The sequence below is a fragment of the Microbacterium tumbae genome (genome assembly GCF_054780175.1).
In genome coordinates this window covers 612,460-635,317 of record NZ_BAAGWV010000001.1, presented here as the reverse complement: position 1 = coordinate 635,317, position 22,858 = coordinate 612,460, and the positions used below count along the sequence as shown (strand labels likewise).

Sequence of the window (22,858 nt, the reverse complement as noted above, 5' to 3'; positions counted from 1 at the left end):
CGCACCGCCGAGGCGGCGGTGCGGGACGGACCGAAAGTGGAGGGGCTGACGGGAATCGAACCCGCGCTGTCTGCTTGGGAAGCAGAAGTTCTGCCATTGAACTACAGCCCCGCGTCGATCTGGCCACGGAATTCCGAGTTCAGTCGAGCATGGCAAGCCTACAGGCGGGGTGATGGAGGGGCAAACGCGGGCGCGCCGCCGAGCGACGTGCATCCCCGCGGTTCAGGAGGAGGCGACGGGATCAGCAGGTCGTTCGTGCAAGCGTCCTGGGTCAGAGCCCTGCTCCGGAACCCGGAACACGGCATGCCCGGCGTTCACCAGTTGCCGAGTGTACGGATGCGCGGGGCGGGCGAGCACCTCAGGCGTCGGCCCGCACTCCACCACGACGCCGTCCTTGAGGACGAGCGTCTCGTGGGCGATGGCGGTGGCCAGCGCGAGATCGTGGGTGATGAAGACCATCGCCATCTTCCGTTCCTCCTGCAGCCTGACCAGCAGGTCGACGACCTCCGCCTGCACGGACAGATCGAGTGAACTGGTCACCTCGTCGCAAACGAGCACAGTGGGCTCGACGACCAGCGCCCGGGCCAGCGCGGCACGCTGTCGTTGGCCGCCGCTGAGTCGCTGAGGCAGGGAATCGGCATGATCATCCCGCAGCCCGACCGCGGCGAGCGAGCGCAGGGTCATCTCCTTCGCCTCACCCGAGCTCGCACCGAGCAGGCGGCGCGCAGAAAGGGCGATCGAGGCGCCGATCGTGCGCCGCGGGTTGAGTGCTCCCCAGGGGTTCTGGAAGACGTACTGCAGCTGTCGGCGCTGGTCCTGTGTGCGAGCGGCGACACCGTGCGCGAGAGATACGCCGCCCAGGACGATCTCGCCGCGGAAGTCGCGGTGCAGACCGGCGATCGATTGTGCCGTGGTCGTCTTGCCGCTGCCCGATTCGCCCACCACTGCTACGCACTGCCCGGGAGCGACCTCGAAGTCGACCTCATGGGTGACCTCGACCTTCCCGTGTGAGGCCGATACTCCGCGCACCCGCAGCACGGGCGATCCGCTCGGCTGATCCCGTCGAGGCGGACGCGCGGCGGGCAACGCCGCCAGCAGGCGGCGGGTGTAAGGGGCGGCGGCTTCAGCATCCATCGCGGAAGCGGCGACCTCTTCGAGAACGCGGCCTGCTCGCATCACGACGATCCGATCGGCGAGCTCGGTCAGCAAAGGCAGATCGTGGCTGATGAACAGGATGCCGGCGTCCCGCTCGACCGCCAGTCGTCGCACCAGCCCGACGACGCGCTGCTTGGTCGCCACATCGAGTCCTGTGGTCGGTTCGTCCATCACGACGAGCGCTGGGTTCAGAGCGAAGGCGATCGCGATCGCGACGCGCTGCTGCTGCCCACCCGACAACTCATGCGGATACCGCCGTGCGAAGGAGCGTCCCGTGGGCAGGCCGACCGTCTCGAACAGGCTCTCGCGCCGCTCCTGGGAGTTGGGATGGCCGTGAGCGCGCAGCACTTCGGCGAAGGCTACGCCCACCCGCATGCCCGGGTTGAGCGCGGTACCCGGGTCCTGCGGGACGTAGCTCACCAGTCTCCCCCGCAACGAGCGCAGGCGTCCGGCAGAGAGCTGGCCGGCGCTCGCATCGAGGACCGGCTCAGCCGCGACCATCGCCACGCCCTCCTGGAGCACGAGGCCTGGTCCCAGATGCCCCAGCAGGGACAGGCCGACGGTGCTCTTGCCGCTGCCGGTCTCGCCGGCAAGGCCAACGATCGTCCCGGGAGCGATCTCGACGTCGACGCCGTCGAGGATGGGGACGCCGCCATGCCCCGTGACGATCGACAGGTCTCGGACGAAACCGCCGGAGCCGCTCATCGTGCGCTCCGCTTCGCGACAGCGCGTGCGAGCGCATCTCGAAGCAGGTTCATGCCGAGCAGGAAGATCGCGATCGTCGCGACCGGTGCGAGCACCGCCAAAGGCTGCAACGTGATGCCGCCCTGGTTCTCGTGGATCATCGCACCCCACGAGGCCGCTGCGGATCCGAATCCGAGATAGCTCAACGAGGCGAGTGCGACGAAGCTCACGGACAGTCGTACGCCGAACTCCACCAGCACGACGCCGGCGATGTTGGGCAGCACCTCTCGCAGTAGGAGCGCTGGCACAGGCAGGCCGATGGCGCGCGCTGACGCGTAGTAGTCCTCTGTCGTGACACGCGCTGTGGCGGCATGCACGACCCGGGCGGTATAGGCGATCTGGGCCAATGCGACAGAGAGAGTGAGCGTCACCGGCGTCGCTCCGAATGCGGCGAGTACGAGGAGCACGAGGAGGATCTGCGGGATGACCATGATCGAGTCGCTGAGGAAGAGCAGGACTCCCGACCATCGGCGTCCGAGCACACCGATCAGCATGCCCAGGATCACGCCGGTGCCGACGCCGATGATCGCCGCCAGGAGTCCCTCGAGGAGAAACGCTCCGCCGCCGACGAGCAGGCGTGCCAAGACGTCGCGGCCGAGGACATCGGCCCCGAGCGGCAGCCGCTCCGAAGGGGCGGCGAACACCTGCGCGACGAACTCGTCGGGAGAGGCCGGAGTCGTCAGAGGGCCGATCACGGTGATCGCGACGATCGCAGCGACCGCCAGCCCGCCGATCCACGCGAGCGGATCGCGGACGAGCATCAGCCACAGCGATGTATCGCGTCGGTTGTGGAGGGGGGCAAGGATCTCGACGGTCATCATCGTCGGCGGCTCCTCAGCTTGGGGTCGGTCAGCATGCCGATCACGTCGGCTATCAGGAATGTGACGGTGAGCATGGCCGCCACCCCCATCGCGATCGCCTGCACGACAACGATGTCGCGCGCCGCGACGGCATCGACGAGTGCTCTGCCGATACCGGGGAACGAGAAGACGGCGTCGACGGCGACCATACCGCCGAGCAGGTAATTGATAGTGACGCCCCCGACCTGCGCGCTCGGACCGGCGACGTTGCGCAGGGCGTGAGTGCCGAGCACCCTGCGCTCGCTGATCCCGCTCAGACGAGCCCATCGCACGTGATCGCTGCCGAGCTCGTCGCGCACGAGCGTCTTGACCGCCTCGGTGAGGTGCGGTGTCGCGATGATCACCATCGTGGTCACCGGGAGGACCAAGAGATCGGGCTGCTCCCAGGCGGTATGCCGTGGGTCCAGCGGTGAGGTCGGCGGCAGCAGCCTCAGCACACCGGACACGACCCATACGAGTGCGATCGCGACGACGAACTCCGGCAGTGCCAGAACGGCATGCATGATCGAGGAGATCGAGCGGTCCGCGACGCTTCCGGCGCGCCGGGCGGCCATCGTGCCCAGCACGACCCCCAGCGGCAACGTGATCGCGGCGGCGAGGAGAACCACGATCGCGGTGTTGCCCGCGCGCGTGGCGAGCGCTTCCGTCACGGGGGTGCCCGAGGACAGCGACACACCGAAGTCTCCGACGAACAGGCCGCCCAGCCAGTCCAGGTACTGGACGATGATGGGTCGGTCCAAGCCGAGCTGCTCTCGGATGCGGGCGAGCTGCTCGGGCGTGGCGGTCTGCCCGAGCAGCTGCCGGGCGATGTCGCCCGGCAGCGCCTGGGTGGCGAAGAACACGATGACGGAGACGACCGCCAGCATCCCGAAGCCGACCGCTGTCCTGTGAAGGATCATCCGCGCCATCTGCGCGGCATCGCCAGAGGTGGACGTCTCCGTCATCGTGACCATGGTTTCGGTACCTGTTCCTCAGTCCTCGAGCGAGAGGATCCAGAAGTTGTATCCGAAGGCGCCGTCGGAGTTGGGGTATGCGGCAGCGCCCGTGACTTCGTCGGAGAGGCCGACGAGGGTGTGCAGGAACAGGGGGACGATGTAGGAGCCGCGGTCGTACTCGATCTCCTGCATCTGCGCGACCAGCGCCTCACGCTCCGTCTCGTCGACGGTGCTGATGGCCTCGTCGAACAGCGCGTCGTACTCGTCATCGATCCAGTGCGACGAGTTGTACGGCGCATCATCGGTGATCGTGAAGGCGGCCTGATCGAAGATGCCGCTGAATCCCCAGTAGCTGAGCGACAGTGGGTAGGTGCCGTACGCGTCCCCGTAGAACGTCGCGCTGTCGACGAACTCGTAGGTGATGTCGAATCCGGCCTCAGCGGCCTGCTGCACGAGCACCTCGTTCTGGCGCTCGCTGGTGGGCTGGTTGTCGGTGCCGACGAGGTGGATCTCCACGGGGAGGGTGTAGCCGGCGTCCTCGAGCATCGCCCTGGCGGCAGCCGGGTCGTATTCGCGCTGTGGGAGCGCGCTGTTGTACAGAGGGTCGAACGGGCTGAAATAGTCGTTGCCGACCTCGCCGTAGCCGTTGTAGACCTGATCGATCAGCTGCTGGCGGTCGACGGCCAGGCGCAACGCCTGCCGCACGACCGGATCATCCAACGGCTCCTGCTCCGTGTTCATGACCCAGGTGAGCGTGCCGCTGCTCGCGTAGTCGTAGATCGAGTAGCCGTCGACGCCGTCGATCGTGTCGACGATGGTCGGGTCGATGCTCGCATCGACATCAATCTGCCCGGCTGTCAGCGCGGAAGCGGCGCTTGTGGCGTCGGCGAAGCTCACGATCTCCAGCTCGTCGACGCCGGGGGCGGAGCGGAAGTAGTCTTCGTTCGCCGTGAAGGTGAGCTGAACCCCCGGATCGTTCTCCTCCAGGACAAACGGGCCGGAACCGATCGGCTCCTCGGGATCGAAGGTCGCGGGGACGATCGCGCTCGTGGGGCTCGCCAGAGCCTCGGGGAACGTCACGGTCGGATACAGCAGCGTGAACTCGATGGTCTTCTCATCGACCGCGACCACCTGATCCGGGTCGATGAACGGCATGGCCCCGCTGGGCGGCAGCTCTTCGTCGAACCAGCGCTGGACGGTGGCGACGACGTCATCGGCCGTCACGGCCGTGCCGTCGCTCCACGTCGCGTCCGTCAGCGTCACGGTCCAGGCATCGGCAGTGTCCCCGGCTTCGATCGACTCCGCCAGCCTCGGCTGCCACGCGCCGTCGGTGCCGTACTCGGCGAGGGTGTCGTACATCTGCCGGGCGATGATGTAGCCGCCGGTCGTGGTCGCCTGCGCAGGGTCGATCGCGTCGGCGTCGGACAGGGATGCGACGCCGACGCGGAGGACGTCCGTCTCGTCGTCTGCGGAGGTGCTGGAACAGCCGGCGAGGACGACGGTCGTCGCCACCAGTGCGGTGAGGGCGATCGGGCCGCGTGCCCGATCGCCGAGAGGGTGACCAAACATGGATTCTCGTCTCCGATGATCTCGGTGGTGCTCTGTGATGGAGGGGCCGGGGGCGGGTTCCCCCGACCCGAGGGTCATGACGCGGCGGGAGCCGTTTCGTCGACCAGCGTCAGCCAGACGCGCATTCCCGGTTCGAGCCAGGTCTTCATCCCGATCGTCTCGAGCTGGTCTGCGCCTTCGATGACCCATCCGATCGCCGAGACGGGGAGCGGTTCGGCCGGGATGTCGTTGCCGTACATGATCGAGATCTGCTGGCGCGGCCCGTAGTAGGAGACCGCGCCGCGGATCTCGGTGCCGGTGGCGGCGACTTCGGCTGCGAGGTCCTCCGGGTAGAAGATGTTCTCCCAGTCGGCCAGGAACTTCGTCTGCATGAGGAGCAGGTCTCCTGTCAGCTTGCCGTGCTGGAGGTATGTCGAGAACGGCAGGGCGTCGCGGATCGTCTCGGCGAGGTCGGGGACCTTGTCCTCCCAGATTTCGATGATCGCGACGTCCTTGCCGTCGAGGTTGAAGTTGATCTTCATTGTGTTGTTCCTCGTCTCGTGATCAGGATCGGGCCGCGTCGGCGATGCGCTGGATCGGGTTGACGCGCTTGAAGCCGTCCACCAGCCCCCAGGGGAAGGCGATGTCGACCCAGCCGTGCAGGCGGTTCATGTAGGTCATGATCGACTGGGTGAGGTCGGCGAACTCCTGCATCGAGGAGGCCTTGCGGATGCCGCCGACATAGAGCTTCATGATCTCGCCAGCCTCGGGCAGCCCGACGTAGATGTTCATGTTCGCCTTGTACTGGCCCATCTCGTCCATGTAGGCCACGAGGGTGGTCAGGTCGAGTTCCGGGCTCCGCGTCGCGGTGGCCCATGCGAACCAGAGGATCTCGTCGGTGAGCGTGCGCAGCTCGTTCTCGGCGAAGATCATCGTCGAGAGGTAGTTGTTCTTCGCGCCGGTGCCCAGTGGCACCTTGCCTGCGGCAAGGTCGAGCACCTCCTGCGGTGGTGCCTCCCAGATCTCCTCGCGCGCTGCATCGATATGGGCGATGACCTCCTGAACGCTTCCGACTTCCTTGCGTACCTCAGCTTGTGCAACCACGGTGGTCGACACCCCTTCCTCCGCTCCGGCATTCCGAGCGGTCCGTTAGGCCGACGCATATGCGCCGCAGCAGCGACGATAGTTCGCGGACGAGTAGTTGATCACCCAATGCAAATAGATTTCATTGAGTGGTTACATCGTCGAAATAAATGATCATAGAATGAAAGCTACATTCGTTGAATGATCAATAGGAGTGCTGTGGACGAAGCGAAGCCGTCGACACGAACCGTCGACCGCGCACTGCAGCTGTTCGAGCGCGTGCTGGAAGCGCGCGGGGGATCCACATTGGCCGAGCTGTCGCGTGGCGTCGAGCTCTCGCCGGCCACGGCATCGCGTCTGCTCGCGACGCTGGCGGGGCATGGCCTGGTCACGCGCGGCGACGACGGTCGTTATGCGGCAGGACCGCGGATGAAGCAGCTCGCCGCCGAGGCTCTGCGAGACGATCCTCTCTACGAACTGGCGGGTCCGCATCTGGAGACTCTCGCCGAGGTGACCCAGGAGATGGCCGCGCTCGGCTGCTCGCTCGGTGACGATGAGGTGCTGTACCTGCGGCAGGTCTCGCCCTCGGCACAACTCGTGCAGGCGGGCACGTGGACCGGGCGGACGATTCCTCGTGCCGACACGGCGATGGGCCGTGCGCTGTCCGATGAGCTGACGGATGCCGGCTACGCCATCTCCAGTCGGGAAGAGAATGAGATCGATGCCGTGGCGGCTCCCGTCTTCGGCCACCGCGGCACGGTCCTGGGGGTGCTGAGCATCACCGCCCCCCGCTACCGCACCTCGTACGAGGATCTGGAACGCTTCGGCCGTATCGTGCTCGCCCATGCCGCGCAGATGTCGGAGGCGCTGGGAGCCGACATGTCGATGCTGCGGTCACGTGGTCGCTTCCCCGGCGCATAGTCCGCGGCTCGCCGGCGTCGTCGCTCGCCCGATCCGACTGCGCGGCATGGACGATTCACCACGGCAGCGGGAGCTGTCGGGGGGGGGGGGGGGGCATCCGAGCGGGGCTGTGAGCGCGCACAGGTTGAGGGCGTAACGTCCGAGCATGAGTGCACAATTGAAGATCGCGGGGCAGAGCCCCGACCTGCTGGGCCTGGAGAACATCCTCGTCGGGTCGCTTCCGGCGACGCTGGGCACGGATGAAGCCCCGGACCGCTACACCGTGGAAGCGGTGTTCACACGCAAGACGGATCGTGACGAGGTGAACGCGATCCAGGGCGGCGAGATGCGCGCCCACCTGTCCGCGAACGGATATCCGACCATCGAGCTGCACGTCGCCGATCGTCGCCTGGAGATCGCGAACACCAACTTGGAAGAGCTCCGCGACGGCCTCGCCGCCGTCCTCGCGGATCGGCTCGCCGAGATCAGTGCCGCCCTCATGCTGGAGCGCGAGATCGCTGCGCATCTCTTCCAGGATGCCTCCGACCGTGAACAGGCCCGCGCGGCATCCGTCGCGGCCCTGGCCGCATCGGTGTCCTTCACTCGTCGCGATGCGAGCGCCGCATCCGACGACGACGCCCGCATCGAGGACTGGGTCGAAGAAGGCGGCGCCGTCCGAAGCTAGGCGGCCTGCTCGAGAGGAGAACGCCGCTCGGCCATCCATAGGCGCGAGACCGCGACTGATCCTGCGGTATCCCCGCGCGCTGGCCCCGACGGGTTCGCCCTTTCCGCCGTCGACCGATCCCGCGGAATCGGGCAACGTCCAGCCGCCCCTGCTACGGTAGGCGGGCCGGCACCGCGCCGGTGTCAGGGAAGACTTCTCGTCCACCGACGGGCCGCATCGGCCATCACGTTCTCCGTCGCCTCCTCTGTGCGAGTCCGAGGAGACCCTCATGCCCACCCCATCCTCCGTGCCGTCCCCCGCGCCCTGGGCGGAGCCGCTCGCCCTTCCCGCCGGCAGCAGCGCCGTCGTGTACTGCGAGGGCCAGTTCGGCGAACAGGACGGGAAGACCGCGAACGGCCTCGTCCGGCACTCCGAGAAGTACGAGATCCTCAGCGTGATCGACAGCACGCATCAGGGTGAGGATGCCGGGACGCTGCTGGACGGCGTCGCCAACGGGATCCCCGTCCTGGGGAGTCTCGCGCTGGCCGTCGCGCATGCGGACCGCGTTCCCGACTATCTGATCTGCGGACTGGCGCCCGCCGACGGCCTGCTGTCGCCCGAGCAGCGCATCGTCCTGCTCGACGGGATCTCCCGCGGCATGCACATCATCAACGGCCTGCACGAGTTCCTCAACGACGATGCGGAGTTCGCCGCGGCGAGCCTGGTCGCCGGCGTCACCATCACCGACGTCCGCAAGCCCCGCGAGAAGAAGGATCTCCATCTCTTCTCCGGCCGGATCTTCGACGTGACCTGCCCTCGGATCGCGGTTCTCGGCACCGACGGCTCGATCGGCAAGCGCACGACCGCGACCCTGCTCGTGCAGGCGCTCACCGCACAGGGGGTCCGCGCCGTCCTGGTCGGAACGGGCCAGACGACGATCATCCAGGGAGGTCGCTACGGCGTCGCCCTCGATGCACTCGTGCCGCAGTTCTGCTCCGGGGAGGTCGAGAACCAGGTGGTCGCGGCGTTCGAGGGCGAAGATCCCGACGTCATCATCGTCGAGGGCCAGGGCGCCCTCAGCCATCCCGCCTACCTGACCTCCGCGCACATCCTGCGCGGCAGCCGCCCCGAAGGCGTGATCGTGCAGCACGCCCCTGGGCGGCGGGTGCTCGGCGACTTCCCGATGGTGGCGATGCCGACGGTGGCCAGCGAGGTCGCTCTGATCGAGGCGTTCGCGGACACGAGGGTGATCGGCGTCACCGTGAATCACGAGAACCTGTCCGACGCTGAGATCGGCTCGTCGATCGACGAGATCGAGCTCGAGCTGGGCATCCCGGCGACCGATCCGCTCACGCGGCCGCTCACAGCACTGGCGGATATGGTTCTGCAGGCCTTCCCCGCTCTCGCGCCGGGCCGACGTGCGGGTGCCGGGAGCTCGTCGACCGTCTGATGGCGCGGTCCGCGGCCCTCCCCGTCATGCAGCCCAGCAGTGGTGAGGCGCCCCGCCGCCCCTCGCGCGCCCAGTAGGCTGTTCCCGTGCTTCTCAGCGACCGCGACATCAACGCAGAACTCGCCTCCGGCCGTATCGGCCTCGAGCCGCACGATGCCGCGATGGTGCAGCCGTCCAGCGTGGACGTGCGCCTGGACAGGTACTTCCGTCTCTTCGACAACCACAAGTACCCGTTCATCGACCCCTCCGAGGACCAGCCCGAGCTCACCCGGCTGATCGAGGTCAAGCCGGACGAGCCGTTCATCCTGCACCCCGGAGAGTTCGCCCTCGGCGCCACGTTCGAGCAGGTCACGCTGCCCGACGACGTCGCAGCCCGCCTGGAGGGCAAGTCCTCGCTCGGGCGGCTCGGCCTCATCACCCACTCGACGGCCGGTTTCATCGATCCCGGTTTCACCGGTCACGTCACCCTCGAGCTCGCCAACGTCGCCACCCTCCCGATCAAGCTCTGGCCCGGGATGAAGATCGGGCAGCTGTGCTTCTTCCGCCTCACTTCCCCGGCCGAGAACCCCTACGGCTCCGGCCCCTACGGCAACCGCTACCAGGGGCAGCGCGGGCCGACGGCGTCGCGATCCTTCCAGAACTTCCACCGCACCGATGTCGGCGTCACCGATGTCGGCTCCCTCGGCGGCTGAACGGCCGAGGCCGTAGCGCACGAGAAACGCCTTCCGTGGTGACAAACCACTGCGGAAGGCGTTTCTCGTCGTGAATGTGGTGTCTCGCGCTCAGCGGACGTGCGAGCCGCGGTCGAACCCGGCGTCGAAGCCGCGCTCGTAGGCGTGCTCGTAGGCGTGCTGTGCGGCGCGTGCCGCGTGCAGCCGCACCGCGCCGGGGTGTCCGTGGCGTCCGTGCGGGCCGAAGCCGTCGCGCGGGTCGCAGGGCTGCCCGAAGCCCTGCGACCCGCCGTGGGATGCGTGGCCCTCGCGCGGCCCGAATCCGTGCCGCGGCCCGAACGGGCGGCCGTGCTCGGCATCCTCACGCGGGGCGAAACCGTGCCCGAGACCATGCCGACGTCCGCGTCCGAAGGCGCGGCGTCCAGGCCCGAAGCCGTGGCCTCGTCCTCGGGGCAGCCCCATGCCCTCCTCCCAGCCGTAGGCGCGAGCGATCTGCTCGAGTGCGGCGAGTGTGGTGGCGTAGTCCTCCGGCGAGACGGCATCGGCGACCTTCCGGCGGATGCCGTCGACGACGGCGCCGAGTCGCTCCTTGGCGGCGCGCCCCTCGTCGGTGAGCGCCCAGCCCCCGTCGGTCCGCGCGATCCAATCACGCTCGATGAGGCGCTCGAGCTTGTGCTCGGGCAGGCGGCGCTCGCGGTCCGCCCCGTCGTCGACGGCGTTGAGGAGCCTCCAGTCGCGGCGGGTGAGCCCTTCGTCCTGGAAGGCGGCGGCGAACTCCGCCGCCATGAGCCGGTCGGCGGCCTTGAGCCAGTATCCGAGTGGACGGTTCGTGGAATCCGTGTTCTGCGTGTTCATGGGTGAGATCCTTTGCTTGTCATACTGCATGTATATGTAGTGTGACATGCAATAGTGAAACATGTCAAGTCGCATGTAAAATCAACGCGTGAGCACCCCCGATCCCGCCGACGCCATCGCCGGGGCGCTGGCGCGCCTGCGCGGACGCCGGCAGCCTCCGCGCGGGTTCGACGGCCCGCACCCCGGCCCGCACGGCGCGGGCCCGCACACCGCCATGCACGGTCCCTTCGGCCACCGCGCGGAGCACGGCCGCCACGGCGGACCGCCCTGGGCCGGAGGGCCGGGCGGCCGATTCGGCGGACCGGCCTGGATGCGGATGCTGGAGGCGCTCGCCGCGGCATCCTGTCCCCTCAGCGTGAGCGAGCTGGGCGAGGCGATCGGCGTCGATCAGCCGCGCGCCTCGCGTCTCGTCCAGCAGGGCGTGGATCGCGGACTCGTCCGTCGCGAAGCCGATCCGGACGACGCGCGGCGCACCCGCATCGCCCTCACGGACGACGGCAGACGCATCGCCACCGGTGCACGCGGAGCGCGCCGCGAGGCCCTCTCCACCGCTCTCGAGGCGTTCACGGAGGAGGAGCGCGCCGAGCTCGCGCGACTGCTGAACAAGCTCGCGGACAACTGGGGGGAGTGATCACGCAGGCGTCGATCCGGATACCACGACCGATCCGGAGGAGAACGCCGGATCGGGAGGCCCTGATCGGCGTTCGGCTCCTCCGGATCGCGCGAAGTCCTCCGGATCGTGCGTCCTCGCCGTTCCGCATCGCGCGCGTCCGCGCCGCCGCGCATCGTGAAACATGATCTTCTCGGGCGGAAACACAGTCGTCTTCTGTTCGTAGCCAATCCGAAACACGGCGTCCGTCTACTGGATTCATGACCACCGTCACGGACACTCCGGCTCACGTCTCGACCCGTGTGAACATCGCCCTGCTCGGCGTGCGCAGCGACGCACCCGTGCGGAGGGCCGGCGGCGCCGGCCCCAGCGACGACGGGCACTTCCTCGTCAACGGCGACGGGGCCGCCATCCCGCTCAATCCCGACAGCCCCTATGTCGTCACCTCCCAGGGGCGGCTCACGCTCGACGGGGCCGACCTCGGCTTCGACGTCGCCCCGGTCGTCCGTCCGAGGTTCTACGACCTCGAGACCGCCGAGGGCGTCAACTACGAGAAGATCGCGAAGCTGCACGGCAAGAACGTGCTGGCCACCACCGTCGTGCAGACCTGCGTCCGCTACGACGAGAGCGAGCGCTGCCGCTTCTGCGCGATCGAGGCGTCGCTCGACGCGGGGCTCACGGTCGCCGTGAAGACGCCCGCGATGCTCGCCGAGGTCGCCGAGGCGGCCGTCCGCCTGGACGGGATCACGAGCATGGTCATGACGACCGGCACCTCCAACGGCTGGGATCGCGGCGCGAAGCACCTTGCCCGCTGCGTGCGAGCGGTGAAGGCAGCCGTCCCCGACCTCGAGATCCAGGTGCAGTGCGAGCCCCCGGCCGACCTCAGGGCCATCACGGACCTCTACGAGGCCGGGGCGCGCTCCATCGGCATCCACGTGGAGTCGATGGACGACGAGGTCCGCCGCCGCTGGATGCCGGGGAAGTCGCGGGTCACGATGGACGAGTACCGAGCCGCATGGCGGGAGGCCGTGCGGGTCTTCGGATGGAACCAGGTCTCCACCTATCTCCTCGTCGGCATGGGCGAGGACCCGGACGAGCTCGTCGAGGGCGCCCGCGAGCTCATCGAGATGGGCGTGTACCCGTTCGTCGTCCCGTTCCGCCCGCTCAAAGGCACCCTCGCGACCGACGTCGACAGAGTTCCCGCGCCGCATCGGAAGGTGCTGAACTCCGTGACCAGCCGCGTGGCCGCTCTGCTCCAGGCCGCCGGAATGCGCGGCGAGGATCAGCGGGCGGGATGCGCGGCCTGCGGCGCGTGCAGCGTGCTGAAGACGGCTGGAGCCTGAGATGTTCGAGGTCCCCGTCCTCACCGGCTCCGCCCGCCCGCCCGCCGTCGACCCCCGAGGCTGGCGCGTCGACAGGGCGACGCCGGCGCAGGCGGACGCCTATCGGAGCATCCGCCGCGACGTCTTCGTCGCCGAGCAGGGGATCTTCGACGCGGACGACGCGGACCGCATCGACGACGACCCCCGCACCGTCCTCCTCGTCTGCCTCGACGAGGAGGGGCAGGTGCTCGGCGGCGTCCGCCTGGCTCCGGCTTCCGAGGGGCGGGACATCGGCTGGTGGACGGGAAGCCGGCTCGTCGTGCGACGCGACGCGCGCGGTGCCGGCGGCATCGGATCCGCGCTCGTGCGGGAGGCCTGTGCCCTTGCGCTCTCGCTGGGCGTCCTCCGCTTCGAGGCCACGGTGCAGGAGCGCAACGCGCCGCTGTTCCGCCACCTCGGCTGGGAGGCGTGGGGGCGGACCATGATCGGGCAGGTCGAGCATGTCCGGATGCGCTGGCCGATCGATCGGATCGAGAAGCTCCTCGCCGCGACCAAGGCTCCGCTCGGGGCGCTCGTCGGCGCCTTCCGCGATGACGACCCTCGTGCGCTGGGCGGATCGGCCTTCGTCGGCGACGATGGCGCCCCAGTTCCCGGCAGCGATGTCATCGCGGCGTGCGACGCCATCCTCCCCGCCATGATCGAGCGCGATCCGGAATGGGCCGGATGGTGCGCCGTCCTCGTCAACGTCAACGACCTCTCCGCGATGGGCGCGCGGCCGATAGGGCTGCTGGACGCCGTCGCCGCCCCCACGACCTCGTTCGCTCGGCGCATCCTCGGCGGCCTGCGCAGCGGCGCGGATGCCTGGGGCGTCCCGCTCCTCGGCGGGCACACCCAGATCGGCCCCGCCGCCGCGCTCTCCGTCACCGCGCTCGGACGCACGAAGCACCCGGTCCCCGGCGGGGGCGGTCGTCTCGGCGACGAGCTGAGCCTGACCGTCGACCTCCGCGGATCCTGGCGTCGCGGATTCGAGGGCCGGCAGTGGGACACGACCTCCGCCCGCTCCGGCGCCGAGCTCCGCGAGCTCGCCGGCCTGGTCCGCAGAGCCCGTCCGAAGGCGGCCAAGGACGTCAGCATGGGCGGGATCGTCGGCACCGCCGCGATGCTGGCGGAGGCGTCGGGCACGGGCCTCGCGATCGACGTCTCGGCGGTCCCCGCGCCCGCCGACGCCGCTTTCGGGGACTGGCTCACCTGCTTCCCCGGATTCGGGATGCTCACCGCCGACCGTCCCGGACGGTCCCGGATGGCCTCTGAGCTCGCCGAGACCTCGGTCATCGGCCGGCTCACGGGCGGATCGGACGTCCGCCTGGTCTGGCCGGATGGCGTCGAGACGCCCGTGAGCCGGACACCGGCGACCGGACTCGGCCCCACCCGCTGACACGACTTCCCCACCCTCACCACCCACAAGAAAGAGACGAACATGCCTGAAGACATCGACGCCCTGATCGCCGAGAACATCGCCAAGTCGCTCGGCGAGATCCCGCACCCCTCGCTCCCCAAAGGCACGAATATCTACGGCTCCACCAAGCTGTTCCCCGACTTCCAGGCGGAGGACGGCGAGACCTACTTCACCCTGATCCACGGCATCCCGCACGAGTCGTCCGTGAGCTTCGTCGCGATCCTCCAGGCCACCCGCGCCCTGCGCAAGGGCTTCGAGTCGGCGATCTACTTCTACGGACCGGGCACCCTCGCCTGCACCGCGAACCGCGGCTTCCCCACCACCGGCGATGCCGGCTTCCCCGGCGAGCTCAATATGAACGGCTCGCTGGAGACGTTCATCAAGGAGGGCGGAACGGTCTACTGCTGCCGCTTCGGCATGGCGCTGCACGGCATGCGCGAGGAAGACCTCATCGAGGGCGTGATCCCCGCTCATCCGCTCGACGTCCAGGACGCTCTGATCTACTACGCGCGCAAGGGCGCGATCATCAACTCCACCTACAACCTCTGAGGAAGACCCCGATGTCCATCACCGTCGCTTCCGTCTCGGCGAACTTCACCCGGGATCTGGAGCAGAACTACGCGCTCATCGCGCAGCTGCTGGAGGACGCCCGCGAGCAGGACGTCCAGCTGGTCGCCTTCCCGGAGGCGGCGATCGGCGGCTACCTGTCCTCGCTCGGCAACCACGGCGACACCGTGCAGAACACGAAGCGCTCGCTCCCGCCGGCCATCCGCCTGGACGGGCCGGAGATCAAGCGGGTCCAGGAGCTCGCCGGCGACACGATCCTCACGATCGGGTTCTGCGAGCTCGCCGACGACGGGGAGACCAGGTATAACGCCGCGGTCTGCCTGGACGGCGGGAACATCTACGGCTCCTACCGGAAGGTCCACCAGCCCCTCGGCGAGAACATGTCATACTCGGCGGGCGACCGGTACACGGCCTTCGACACCCCGCTCGCCCGCGTCGGCATGCAGATCTGCTACGACAAGGCCTTCCCCGAGGCGGCCAGGATGCTCGCCCTCGACGGCGCGGAGATCGTCGTGAGCATGTCGGCGTGGCCCGCCGCGCGGACGGCGACGGCGGAGAACCTGCAGGACGACCGCTGGACCTACCGCTTCAACCAGTTCGACATCGCCAGGGCGCTGGACAATCAGGTGTTCTGGATGGCGTCGAACCAGTCCGGGACGTTCGGCTCGCTGCGCTACGTCGGCAACGCGAAGGTCGTCGACCCCGGCGGGAACATCGTCGCCACCACCCTCCTCGGCGCCGGCCTCGCCGTCGCCGAGATCGACATCGACGAGACGTTCCGGACGATGCGCGGCGGCATGTTCCACCTGCGTGACCGACGTCCAGACGTCTACGGTCCCGTCGCAGAGGCGGATGCCGTGCACACCAACCGCTGGCGGGAGCTCGCCCATGCCTGAGATGACGTTCGAGGTGCGCTGGCCCGACGGGCACGCGACATCGCACTACTCCCCGAGCCTCGTGATGCACGACTTCCTCGAGGTGGGCGGGCGCTACGACGTCCCCGATTTCGTCGGCAGGACGAGCGAGGCGCTTCATCTCGCCAGCGAGCGGGTCCGAGCGAAGTACGGCTTCGCCTGCACCTCGGCGATGCACTCCGAGGAGAGCATCGCCGCAGAGGCGGCGGCCTGCCCGGACGGGCACGTCGAGGTCCTCGCCATGGAACCCCCTCTGGAAGGACGAGCAGCATGATCCCCGTCGATGTGCAGGACGGCGACCACTTCGAGGCCGTCGTCGTCGGCGGCGGCCAGGCGGGGCTCAGCCTCAGCCGGCACCTCGTGGAGTCCGGCATCCGCCACGTCGTCCTCGAGCGCGGCACGGTCGCGCACGAGTGGAAGGACGGCCGCTGGGACAACTTCACCCTGGTGACGCCGAACTGGCACTGCCGTCTTCCCTGGTATCCCTATGAGGGGAACGACCCGGACGGATTCATGACGCGCGACGAGGTGCACGCCTGGGTGCGCGGCTACGCGGACACCTTCGACGCCCCGGTCGCGGAGGGCGTCTCGGTCACGAGGATCGATCAGCGTGAGGGCGGCGGGTTCGTCGTCCGCACCAGCGCCGGGACGATCACCGCCGACACCGTGACCTCCGCCACGGGCGGGTACCACCGGCCGGTCACCCCGGCGTGGGCGTCGGGCATCCCGGACTCCGTGCTCCAGGTGCACTCGCACGAGTACTTCACCGCCGCCCAGCTCCCCGAGGGCCCCGTCCTCGTGGTGGGCTCCGGGCAGTCCGGCACGCAGATCGCGGAGGACCTCATGATCGAGGGCCGCGAGGTGCATCTCGCCCTCGGGCGGGCGCCGCGTGTGGCCCGCTTCTACCGCGGGAAGGACTGCATGACCTGGCTCGCGGAGATGGGCGTGTACGACGTCCCGGTGTCGACGCGCGGTCTCGCCAAGCGCGAGTCGACGAACCACTACGTGACGGGTCGCGACGGCGGGCGTGACGTCGACCTGCGGGAGTTCGCGCTGCGAGGAGCGGTGCTGCACGGCAGGGCGACCGGCTTCGAGGAGGGCGCGTTCCGCTTCGACGACTCGCTCGCGGCGAATCTCGACTATGCGGACTCCGTGGCCGAGTCGATCAAGAACGACATCGACCGCTATATCGAGCGGGAGGGCATCAGCGCCCCCGTCGAGGAGCGCTACCGGCCGGTCTGGGAGCCGGGGGAGCCCGTCGCCTCCCTTCCGGCCGAGGAGATCGGATCGATCGTCTGGTCGATCGGGTTCCGCGCCGACTGGTCGTGGCTGGGGGATCTCGACGTCCTCGACCACGAGGGGCATCCGGCGCACGTACGAGGGGCGACGGCCGTCGCGGGCTTCCAGTTCCTCGGGCTGCCCTGGATGCACACCTGGGGATCCGGACGGTTCCACGCCATCGCCCGGGATGCCGAGCACGTGGCAGCCCTCGTCGAGTCCGCCGTGCGCGAGCGCGCCGGGGTCGCCTGAGCCCCGCGGACGCGGAGATATACGCTGAACGAATGGGCACAGTCACGATGGCGGGGGTCGCTGCGCATTTCGGCCGCGACGTCGATCGCACCATGGCTAAACTTCCCGGCATCATCGCGCAGGCCCGTGAACGCGACGTCGACCTCCTCGTCTTCCCCGATGCGACGGTGGGCGGCTATCTCTCCGATCTGCAGCATCCCGTCGAGGTCGACGGCCCGCCGGCGGCGGTCGACCTCGACGGACCGGAGGTCGCCGCGGTCGTCGCCCTGGCGGAGGACATGACCGTCTGCTTCGGCATCGCGGAGCGCGCCTTCGCCGACGGGGCGGAGGTGCGGTACAACACGGCGGTCTGCGTGACCGGCGACGGCATCCTCGGGACGCACCGGAAGGTGCACCTCCCCCTCGGCGAGTCGGAGGTGTACCGCGCCGGCGCCGAGTTCCAGGCGTTCGACTCGCCGGTGGGGCGGCTGGGCATGCTCATCGACTTCGACAAGACCTTCCCCGAGTCGGCGCGCTCGCTGGCCCTGGACGGCGCGGAGATCCTCGCCTGCCTGAGCGCGTGGCCGGCCAGCGTGACCGACCGCTCCGATCGGATCCGCAACGACCGGCAGGCGCACCTCTTCGACCTGTACGACTGCGCGCGGGCCGCGGAGAACCAGGTCTATCTCGTCTCGTCGAACCAGACCGGAGTGCTCGGAGGCCTGCGGTTCCTCGGCCAGGCGAAGGTCGTCGATCCCGCCGGGGAGATCGTGGCGAAGACCTGGGCGAAGGGCGGACTCGCCATCGCATCGGCCGACGTCTCGGCATCCGTCTCCCGCGCCCGGCGCTCCCTCAACCATCTCGGTCAGCGCGCCGAGCACGCCTACCGCCTGAGCGGCTCCTGAGCACAGCGCGGTCCTCGGAACAGGAGTCCTCTCGTGAGAATCGCGCAGATCACCTACTCGACGAAGCCGCGCGGCGGCGTGGTCCACACGCTGGCGCTCTCCGAGGCGCTCGCCGCCCTCGGCCACGACGTCGAGGTCTGGACGCTCGGACGCGCGGGCGACACCGTGTTCTTCCGGGACGTCGACCCCGCCGTGACCGTGCGCGTCGTCCCGTTCGCAGCCCGCGACGGCGAGGATGTCGGCGCGCGGATCGAACGGTCGATCCGGATCATGGCCGAGGCGTTCTCCACCGACGCCGAGATCGTGCACGCCCAGGACTGCATCTCCGCGAACGCGGTCATCGCCGCCGGCCGCGACTGCGTGCGGACGATCCATCACCTGGACGCCTTCACCACGCCGCGCCTCATCGAGTGCCATCAGCGTGCGATCGACGAGCCGATCGCACGGATCTGCGTGTCGAGGGCGGTCGCCGAGGAGGTCGAGTCGGAGTACGGGTACACGCCGACCGTCATCCCCAACGGCGTCGCCGCGAGCCGCTTCGCGGCCGCGGCGGGTCCTGCGGGCGAGAGGGCGCGGGAAGGATGGCGCTCGCGCCTCGGCGAGTACGTCCTCGCGCTCGGCGGGATCGAGCCGCGGAAGGGATCGATCGATCTGCTCGAGGCGTTCGCGATCCTCCGGCGGACGCGCCCAGGGCTGCGGCTGGTGTTCGGCGGCGGCGAGACGCTGTTCGACTATCGGCCGTACCGCGAGGAGTTCGACCGGCGGGCCGAGGAGCTCGACGTGCGCCCGGAGATCCTCGGAACGCTCCAGGACGACGAGGTGCCCTCTCTCGTGGCGGCCGCGAGCTCCCTGGGCTTCGTCTCCACGAAGGAGGGATTCGGCCTCGCCGCGATGGAGGCGCTCGCGGCAGGCGTCCCGGTGGTGGCGCGCGACCTGCCGGTGCTGCGCGAGGTCTTCGGCACGACCGTGACGTATGCCGCCGACGTGCCGGGCATCGCCGCGGCGCTGGAGGGCGTCCTCGCCTCCGAGCACGATGCCGCGCCGGGGCGTGCACTGGCGGACTCCTTCACCTGGGAGGCGGCCGCCAGAGCCCATGAGCGGTTCTACGCCGGCCTGCAGAGCGCTCGGGATGCGGGATGAGGCAGTCGATCTCGTCGATCATCGCCGATCGTGCCCGCGCGACGCCGGACGAGGTCGTGGTCGTCGATGACGAGGGAACGCTCACCGCGGCGGAGTTGGAATCCGCAGCGGTGGATCTCGCCCATGCGCTCCGCTCCCGTGGGGTCGCCCCGGACGATCTGGTGATGCTGTCCCTGCCGAACGGTCGCGAGTTCGTGATCGCCGCGGTGGCGATCTGGAAGGCGGGAGCTACGCCTGAGCCGGTGAGCCCGGCCCTGACCCGGCAGGAGCGCGCGGCGATCGAGGCGGTATCGCATCCCGCCGCGGCCATCGGCGCACCGCCGGTCTCGGACGGGATCGCGTGGCTGCCCTCCGTGACCGCGGACCGGTCGGGTGCGCCGTTGCCGGATCTCGCCGCCGCCTCTTGGAAGGCGCCGACGACATCGGGTTCGACCGGCGCGCCCAAGGTCGTCAAGGCGTCCGGGCCGGCTCTCCTGGACCCGACGCGGCAGGTCGCCCCCTTCCTCCCGTTGCGGGCCGTCCAGCTCGTCGCGGGGCCGATGACGCACTCCGCGACGTTCACCTATGCGTTCCGCGGGCTCTTCACCGGGCACCGGCTCATCATCCGCCCCCGGTTCGACGAGCGCGACTGGCTGGAAGCGGTGGCCGCGAACGGGGTGACCTGGGCACTCGTCGTGCCGACCATGATGCACCGGCTCCTGCGGCTCCCCGCGGCGCAGCGGGATGCCGGGCTGCTGCGCACCGTCGAGTCCGTGCTGCACATGGGCGCCCCCTGCGGCGCAGAGCTGAAGCGCGCGTTCCTGGAATGGATCGGCCCGTCCCGCGTTGTGGAGGTCTACGCGGGATCGGAGTCCAACGGCCTCACGATGATCGACGGCGAGGAATGGCTGCGCCGGCCGGGCAGTGTGGGCAGGCCCATCGGCGGCACGCGGATCGAGATCAGGGACGAGAGCGGGGCGCCGTGCGAGACCGGACGGGTCGGCCAGGTCTGGATGCACCGCGGGGAGCGGCCGGCCTATGAGTACCTGGGCGCGCGCACGCGCAGGGACCGCGACGGATGGGACACCCTCGGCGATCTCGGCAGCGTCGACGCGGAGGGCTACCTGTACCTCAGGGACCGGGCGGACGACGTCATCAACCGCGGCGGGGAGAAGATCTACCCGGCGAGCGTCGAGGCGGTCCTCGAACAGCATCCGGCCGTGCGCAGCGCCGTCGTCTTCGGTGAGAAGGATGAGGAGTACGGGCAGCGGGTGGTGGCGGTCGCCGACATCGGCGCGGCGACCGTCTCGGCGGACGAGCTGCGGGCATGGGCGCGGGAGCGCCTCGGGCCGCGCTCACCCTCGACCATCAGGATCGTCCGTGAGCCGGTGCGCAACGACGCCGGCAAGACCGCCCGGCGGAGCTGGGCCGGCCGGTGACGCGGTGCGGGGTCGGGTCACGCTTCGGGCGAGGTGCGGAATCAGGGCACATCTCGGGCGGGGTACGGGGTGAGGTGGTCGCCGGTGGAGTGACCGGATGCGGGGCTGGGTCACGCTCCGGGTGGGTGGCCGGGTGAGGGGGTCGCCGATCGCGTGACCGGATACGGGGGCAGGTCACATCTCGGGCGGGTGAGAGAGCCGCGGTTATGAGGTCCGATCCAGCGGAGTCTTCTCACCGGCCTCCACGGCGAACGGCAGCCAGTTCTCCACCGGCGCCAGCGGGCACGGCGAGAAGTCGGTGTACGCGCACTGCAGATTGGTGGCGCGGTTGAAGTCGAGCACCACTCGCCGGTCGCCGCCGCTCGGCAGCGTCACGGCGAGCGTCCTGCTCGCGCCATAGGTCGTCACGCCGCTCGTGGCATCGCGGAAGAGCAGCGTCGCAGCATCCCCGCCGCGCGAGATCAGGGTGACCTGCGCTTCGACGCCATCCACGGCGAAGCGGACCCTGCCCGGTGTCGTATGGGTGTGCTCGATGGCCTCGATCGCGGCGGCGATCGGGATGTCGTGGGCCTCGACGGGCTCGAACACGCCCTCCACGACCCAGCGCTCGTCCGGCGCGAAGGCCGGCGTCCCTCGGTAGCCGGTGCGCAGCGCGTGCTCCGGATGCAGCGGACGCACGATGTCGCGGCCTCCTCGCTTGGACACCTCGATCACCGCATCCTCGAACCGGGCGCGGTGGAACGTCCGCTCGCCGATGACGCCCCAGGCGTGCCGGCTCCGCACGGCGACGCCATCGACGTCGAGCACCTGGCCGGCGTCCAGCTCGACGACCACGCCGTCCGGTCCCGTGGTCCAGGCGCCCGGCACGTCCGCGAAGCGCTGCGGATGCTCGCTCAGGAGGTTGAAGCTCGTGTAGGCGAGGAAGCCGTGCGGTTCGCGCCGCCGCTGCTCGACGGCATCGTGCCACAGCCGCCATTCGGCTTCGAAGGCCGTCTCGGTGGTCGCGCTCATGCCGCCACCGTCTCGCGGGCCGGCTGCCATCCGAGCGCGGGGGCGATCTCGGTCGCGAGCAGCTCCAGCGCCTTGAGCGAGGCGTCCAGCGAAGGACGGGCCGGGTTGAACTGGGCCAGCAGATCGGTCGCGAGGGGGAGCACCTGCTCGCCCTGCAGCTGCGCGATCACCTCGTCGGGATGGCCGTAGTGGGCGTGATAGCGGAACAGGGCGTTCTCCAGCGTCTCCTCGCCGAGCCCGCGTCCGCCGGTGTTCGAGCGCCGGATGCTGTCGACGAGCGCCTCGCCGATGTGGCCGAGCGCCGTGTTCCGATCCGCCGCGGGGAAGATCAGCCGGGAGAGGCCGATCCGCGGTGCGCGGGGCTGCGCCCATTCCGCCAGATAGCGCTCCGCCCAGGCGCGCTGCACGAGGTCCGTGCGCTCCTCGTATCCGTAGGTCGCGCGGTTCAGCAGCAGGTTCGCCCCCTCCCCGGCGACGTGCGCCGCGCCCTCCGCGCTGAACACGGCATGCCAGCTGCGCTCGTCCGCGAGCGAGGGGGATGCCGTCTTCAGCACCGTCCCCCGGTCATCGAGCGGCTCACCGCGCAGGGCTGCGCGCACCTGGGCGAAGCTCTCCGTCGTCGCCGCGCGCCGGCGGTCGAAGTCGCGGCCGTACACGCCGTACGCCACAGGGTCGAAGCCGGTGCCGACGCCGAGCTCGACGCGTCCTCCGGACAGCGCGTCCAGCAGTCCGACGTCCTGCGCGAGCTGGATCGGCTCGTAGAGAGGGATGAGCGTCACGGCGGTTCCGACATGGATGCGTCGCGTTCGGGCGGCGACGTCCGCGAGGAACACCCACGGCGAGCCGAGACCGCCGGCCGGATCGTCGCCGAAGTGGTGCTGCGCCACCCAGCCGGAGTCGAAGCCGAGCTCGTCGGCCGCGACGAAGAGCTCCTGCGCGTTGCGGTAGGACTCGCGGATGTCCGCGCCGCCCTCCACGTGGGTGAGGAACCCGAGACGGAACGAGCTCATGGCGACTCCTTTCGATGGCACCCGACGGGTGCGTCTGCGGTCACGGTAGTCAGCGGCGGATGCGCGGAGCGGCCTGTGTCGCCGTGTGACGGTGGCGAACGGATTGTGACGCGCACCCGAGCGGAGGTGCG

The 22,858-nt window shown here is 69.6% G+C and carries 23 protein-coding genes and 1 tRNA gene; 14 read left to right on the top strand and 10 right to left on the bottom strand.

Features of this window, described 5'->3' with window-relative positions; all coding sequences use genetic code 11:
* Positions 1–37: 37 nt before the first annotated feature.
* The 7 genes from ACYVGQ_RS02970 to ACYVGQ_RS02940 form a co-directional block, all read right to left on the bottom strand.
* A tRNA-Gly gene (locus ACYVGQ_RS02970) sits at positions 38–111 on the bottom strand.
* Between the two features lie 111 nt (positions 112–222).
* Positions 223–1,860, bottom strand: a complete 1,638-nt coding sequence (locus ACYVGQ_RS02965; protein ID WP_460783028.1) for an ABC transporter ATP-binding protein — start codon at positions 1,858–1,860, stop codon at positions 223–225.
* Positions 1,857–2,720, bottom strand: coding sequence for an ABC transporter permease (locus ACYVGQ_RS02960; protein ID WP_460783027.1), 864 nt, complete (start codon positions 2,718–2,720; stop codon positions 1,857–1,859). Before ACYVGQ_RS02960 ends, ACYVGQ_RS02965 begins: the two co-directional genes overlap by 4 nt.
* Complete coding sequence (locus ACYVGQ_RS02955; protein ID WP_460783026.1) at positions 2,717–3,703, bottom strand: ABC transporter permease; 987 nt, start codon at positions 3,701–3,703, stop codon at positions 2,717–2,719. The genes ACYVGQ_RS02960 and ACYVGQ_RS02955 overlap by 4 nt, the downstream gene beginning before the upstream one ends.
* Before the next feature lie 27 nt (positions 3,704–3,730).
* Positions 3,731–5,263, bottom strand: coding sequence for an ABC transporter substrate-binding protein (locus ACYVGQ_RS02950; protein ID WP_460783025.1), 1,533 nt, complete (start codon positions 5,261–5,263; stop codon positions 3,731–3,733).
* Between the two features lie 74 nt (positions 5,264–5,337).
* Entirely contained in the window at positions 5,338–5,784 is a 447-nt protein-coding gene (locus ACYVGQ_RS02945; RefSeq protein ID WP_460783023.1) for a hypothetical protein, read from the bottom strand.
* A 22-nt stretch (positions 5,785–5,806) separates the two neighbouring features.
* Positions 5,807–6,358 carry a cucumopine synthase-related protein gene (locus tag ACYVGQ_RS02940; RefSeq protein WP_460783022.1) on the bottom strand — a complete coding sequence of 184 codons (552 nt, stop codon included), beginning with the start codon at positions 6,356–6,358 and terminating at the stop codon, positions 5,807–5,809.
* 186 nt (positions 6,359–6,544) lie between these two features.
* Here ACYVGQ_RS02940 and ACYVGQ_RS02935 point away from each other — a divergent pair, with 186 nt between their 5' ends.
* The 4 genes from ACYVGQ_RS02935 to dcd all read left to right on the top strand — a co-directional run bounded on the left by ACYVGQ_RS02935 (position 6,545) and on the right by dcd (position 10,031).
* Positions 6,545–7,246 carry an IclR family transcriptional regulator gene (locus tag ACYVGQ_RS02935; protein WP_460783021.1) on the top strand — a complete coding sequence of 234 codons (702 nt, stop codon included), beginning with the start codon at positions 6,545–6,547 and terminating at the stop codon, positions 7,244–7,246.
* A 145-nt stretch (positions 7,247–7,391) separates the two neighbouring features.
* On the top strand, positions 7,392–7,910 hold the full coding sequence (locus tag ACYVGQ_RS02930; protein WP_460783020.1) for a hypothetical protein: 519 nt from the start codon (positions 7,392–7,394) through the stop codon (positions 7,908–7,910).
* A gap of 268 nt (positions 7,911–8,178) precedes the next feature.
* Entirely contained in the window at positions 8,179–9,339 is a 1,161-nt protein-coding gene (locus ACYVGQ_RS02925) for a DUF1611 domain-containing protein (RefSeq protein WP_460783019.1), read from the top strand.
* Between the two features lie 86 nt (positions 9,340–9,425).
* A complete protein-coding gene (dcd, locus tag ACYVGQ_RS02920) occupies positions 9,426–10,031 on the top strand; it encodes a dCTP deaminase (protein WP_460783018.1) in 606 nt (201 codons plus the stop codon).
* A gap of 90 nt (positions 10,032–10,121) precedes the next feature.
* Here the strand turns inward: dcd and ACYVGQ_RS02915 are convergent, their stop codons facing one another.
* A complete protein-coding gene (locus tag ACYVGQ_RS02915; protein ID WP_460783017.1) occupies positions 10,122–10,865 on the bottom strand; it encodes a MarR family winged helix-turn-helix transcriptional regulator in 744 nt (247 codons plus the stop codon).
* A gap of 88 nt (positions 10,866–10,953) precedes the next feature.
* On the opposite strand from ACYVGQ_RS02915, the gene ACYVGQ_RS02910 reads away from it, so the two are divergent.
* The 10 genes from ACYVGQ_RS02910 to ACYVGQ_RS02865 all read left to right on the top strand — a co-directional run bounded on the left by ACYVGQ_RS02910 (position 10,954) and on the right by ACYVGQ_RS02865 (position 20,706).
* On the top strand, positions 10,954–11,496 hold the full coding sequence (locus ACYVGQ_RS02910) for a MarR family winged helix-turn-helix transcriptional regulator (RefSeq protein WP_460783016.1): 543 nt from the start codon (positions 10,954–10,956) through the stop codon (positions 11,494–11,496).
* A gap of 239 nt (positions 11,497–11,735) precedes the next feature.
* A complete protein-coding gene (locus ACYVGQ_RS02905; protein WP_460783015.1) occupies positions 11,736–12,818 on the top strand; it encodes an MSMEG_0568 family radical SAM protein in 1,083 nt (360 codons plus the stop codon).
* A 1-nt stretch (position 12,819) separates the two neighbouring features.
* Entirely contained in the window at positions 12,820–14,232 is a 1,413-nt protein-coding gene (locus tag ACYVGQ_RS02900; protein WP_460783013.1) for an MSMEG_0567/sll0787 family protein, read from the top strand.
* 42 nt (positions 14,233–14,274) lie between these two features.
* On the top strand, positions 14,275–14,802 hold the full coding sequence (locus ACYVGQ_RS02895; RefSeq protein ID WP_460783012.1) for an MSMEG_0572/Sll0783 family nitrogen starvation response protein: 528 nt from the start codon (positions 14,275–14,277) through the stop codon (positions 14,800–14,802).
* Positions 14,803–14,813: 11 nt separating this feature from the next.
* Positions 14,814–15,716 (top strand): carbon-nitrogen hydrolase family protein, encoded by a 903-nt coding sequence (locus ACYVGQ_RS02890; protein ID WP_460783011.1) that lies wholly within the window; start codon positions 14,814–14,816, stop codon positions 15,714–15,716.
* A complete protein-coding gene (locus ACYVGQ_RS02885) occupies positions 15,709–16,008 on the top strand; it encodes an MSMEG_0570 family nitrogen starvation response protein (RefSeq protein WP_460783010.1) in 300 nt (99 codons plus the stop codon). Before ACYVGQ_RS02890 ends, ACYVGQ_RS02885 begins: the two co-directional genes overlap by 8 nt.
* Entirely contained in the window at positions 16,005–17,264 is a 1,260-nt protein-coding gene (locus ACYVGQ_RS02880; RefSeq protein ID WP_460783009.1) for an MSMEG_0569 family flavin-dependent oxidoreductase, read from the top strand. Before ACYVGQ_RS02885 ends, ACYVGQ_RS02880 begins: the two co-directional genes overlap by 4 nt.
* 32 nt (positions 17,265–17,296) lie before the next feature.
* Entirely contained in the window at positions 17,297–18,148 is an 852-nt protein-coding gene (locus tag ACYVGQ_RS02875; RefSeq protein WP_460783008.1) for a carbon-nitrogen hydrolase family protein, read from the top strand.
* Between the two features lie 33 nt (positions 18,149–18,181).
* Entirely contained in the window at positions 18,182–19,288 is a 1,107-nt protein-coding gene (locus tag ACYVGQ_RS02870; protein WP_460783007.1) for an MSMEG_0565 family glycosyltransferase, read from the top strand.
* A complete protein-coding gene (locus ACYVGQ_RS02865) occupies positions 19,285–20,706 on the top strand; it encodes an AMP-binding protein (protein WP_460783006.1) in 1,422 nt (473 codons plus the stop codon). The genes ACYVGQ_RS02870 and ACYVGQ_RS02865 overlap by 4 nt, the downstream gene beginning before the upstream one ends.
* Before the next feature lie 204 nt (positions 20,707–20,910).
* Here the strand turns inward: ACYVGQ_RS02865 and ACYVGQ_RS02860 are convergent, their stop codons facing one another.
* Together ACYVGQ_RS02860 and ACYVGQ_RS02855 are read right to left on the bottom strand one after the other, a co-directional pair.
* On the bottom strand, positions 20,911–21,717 hold the full coding sequence (locus tag ACYVGQ_RS02860) for a DUF1684 domain-containing protein (RefSeq protein ID WP_460783005.1): 807 nt from the start codon (positions 21,715–21,717) through the stop codon (positions 20,911–20,913).
* On the bottom strand, positions 21,714–22,727 hold the full coding sequence (locus tag ACYVGQ_RS02855; protein ID WP_460783003.1) for an LLM class flavin-dependent oxidoreductase: 1,014 nt from the start codon (positions 22,725–22,727) through the stop codon (positions 21,714–21,716). The genes ACYVGQ_RS02860 and ACYVGQ_RS02855 overlap by 4 nt, the downstream gene beginning before the upstream one ends.
* Positions 22,728–22,858 lie beyond the last annotated feature (131 nt).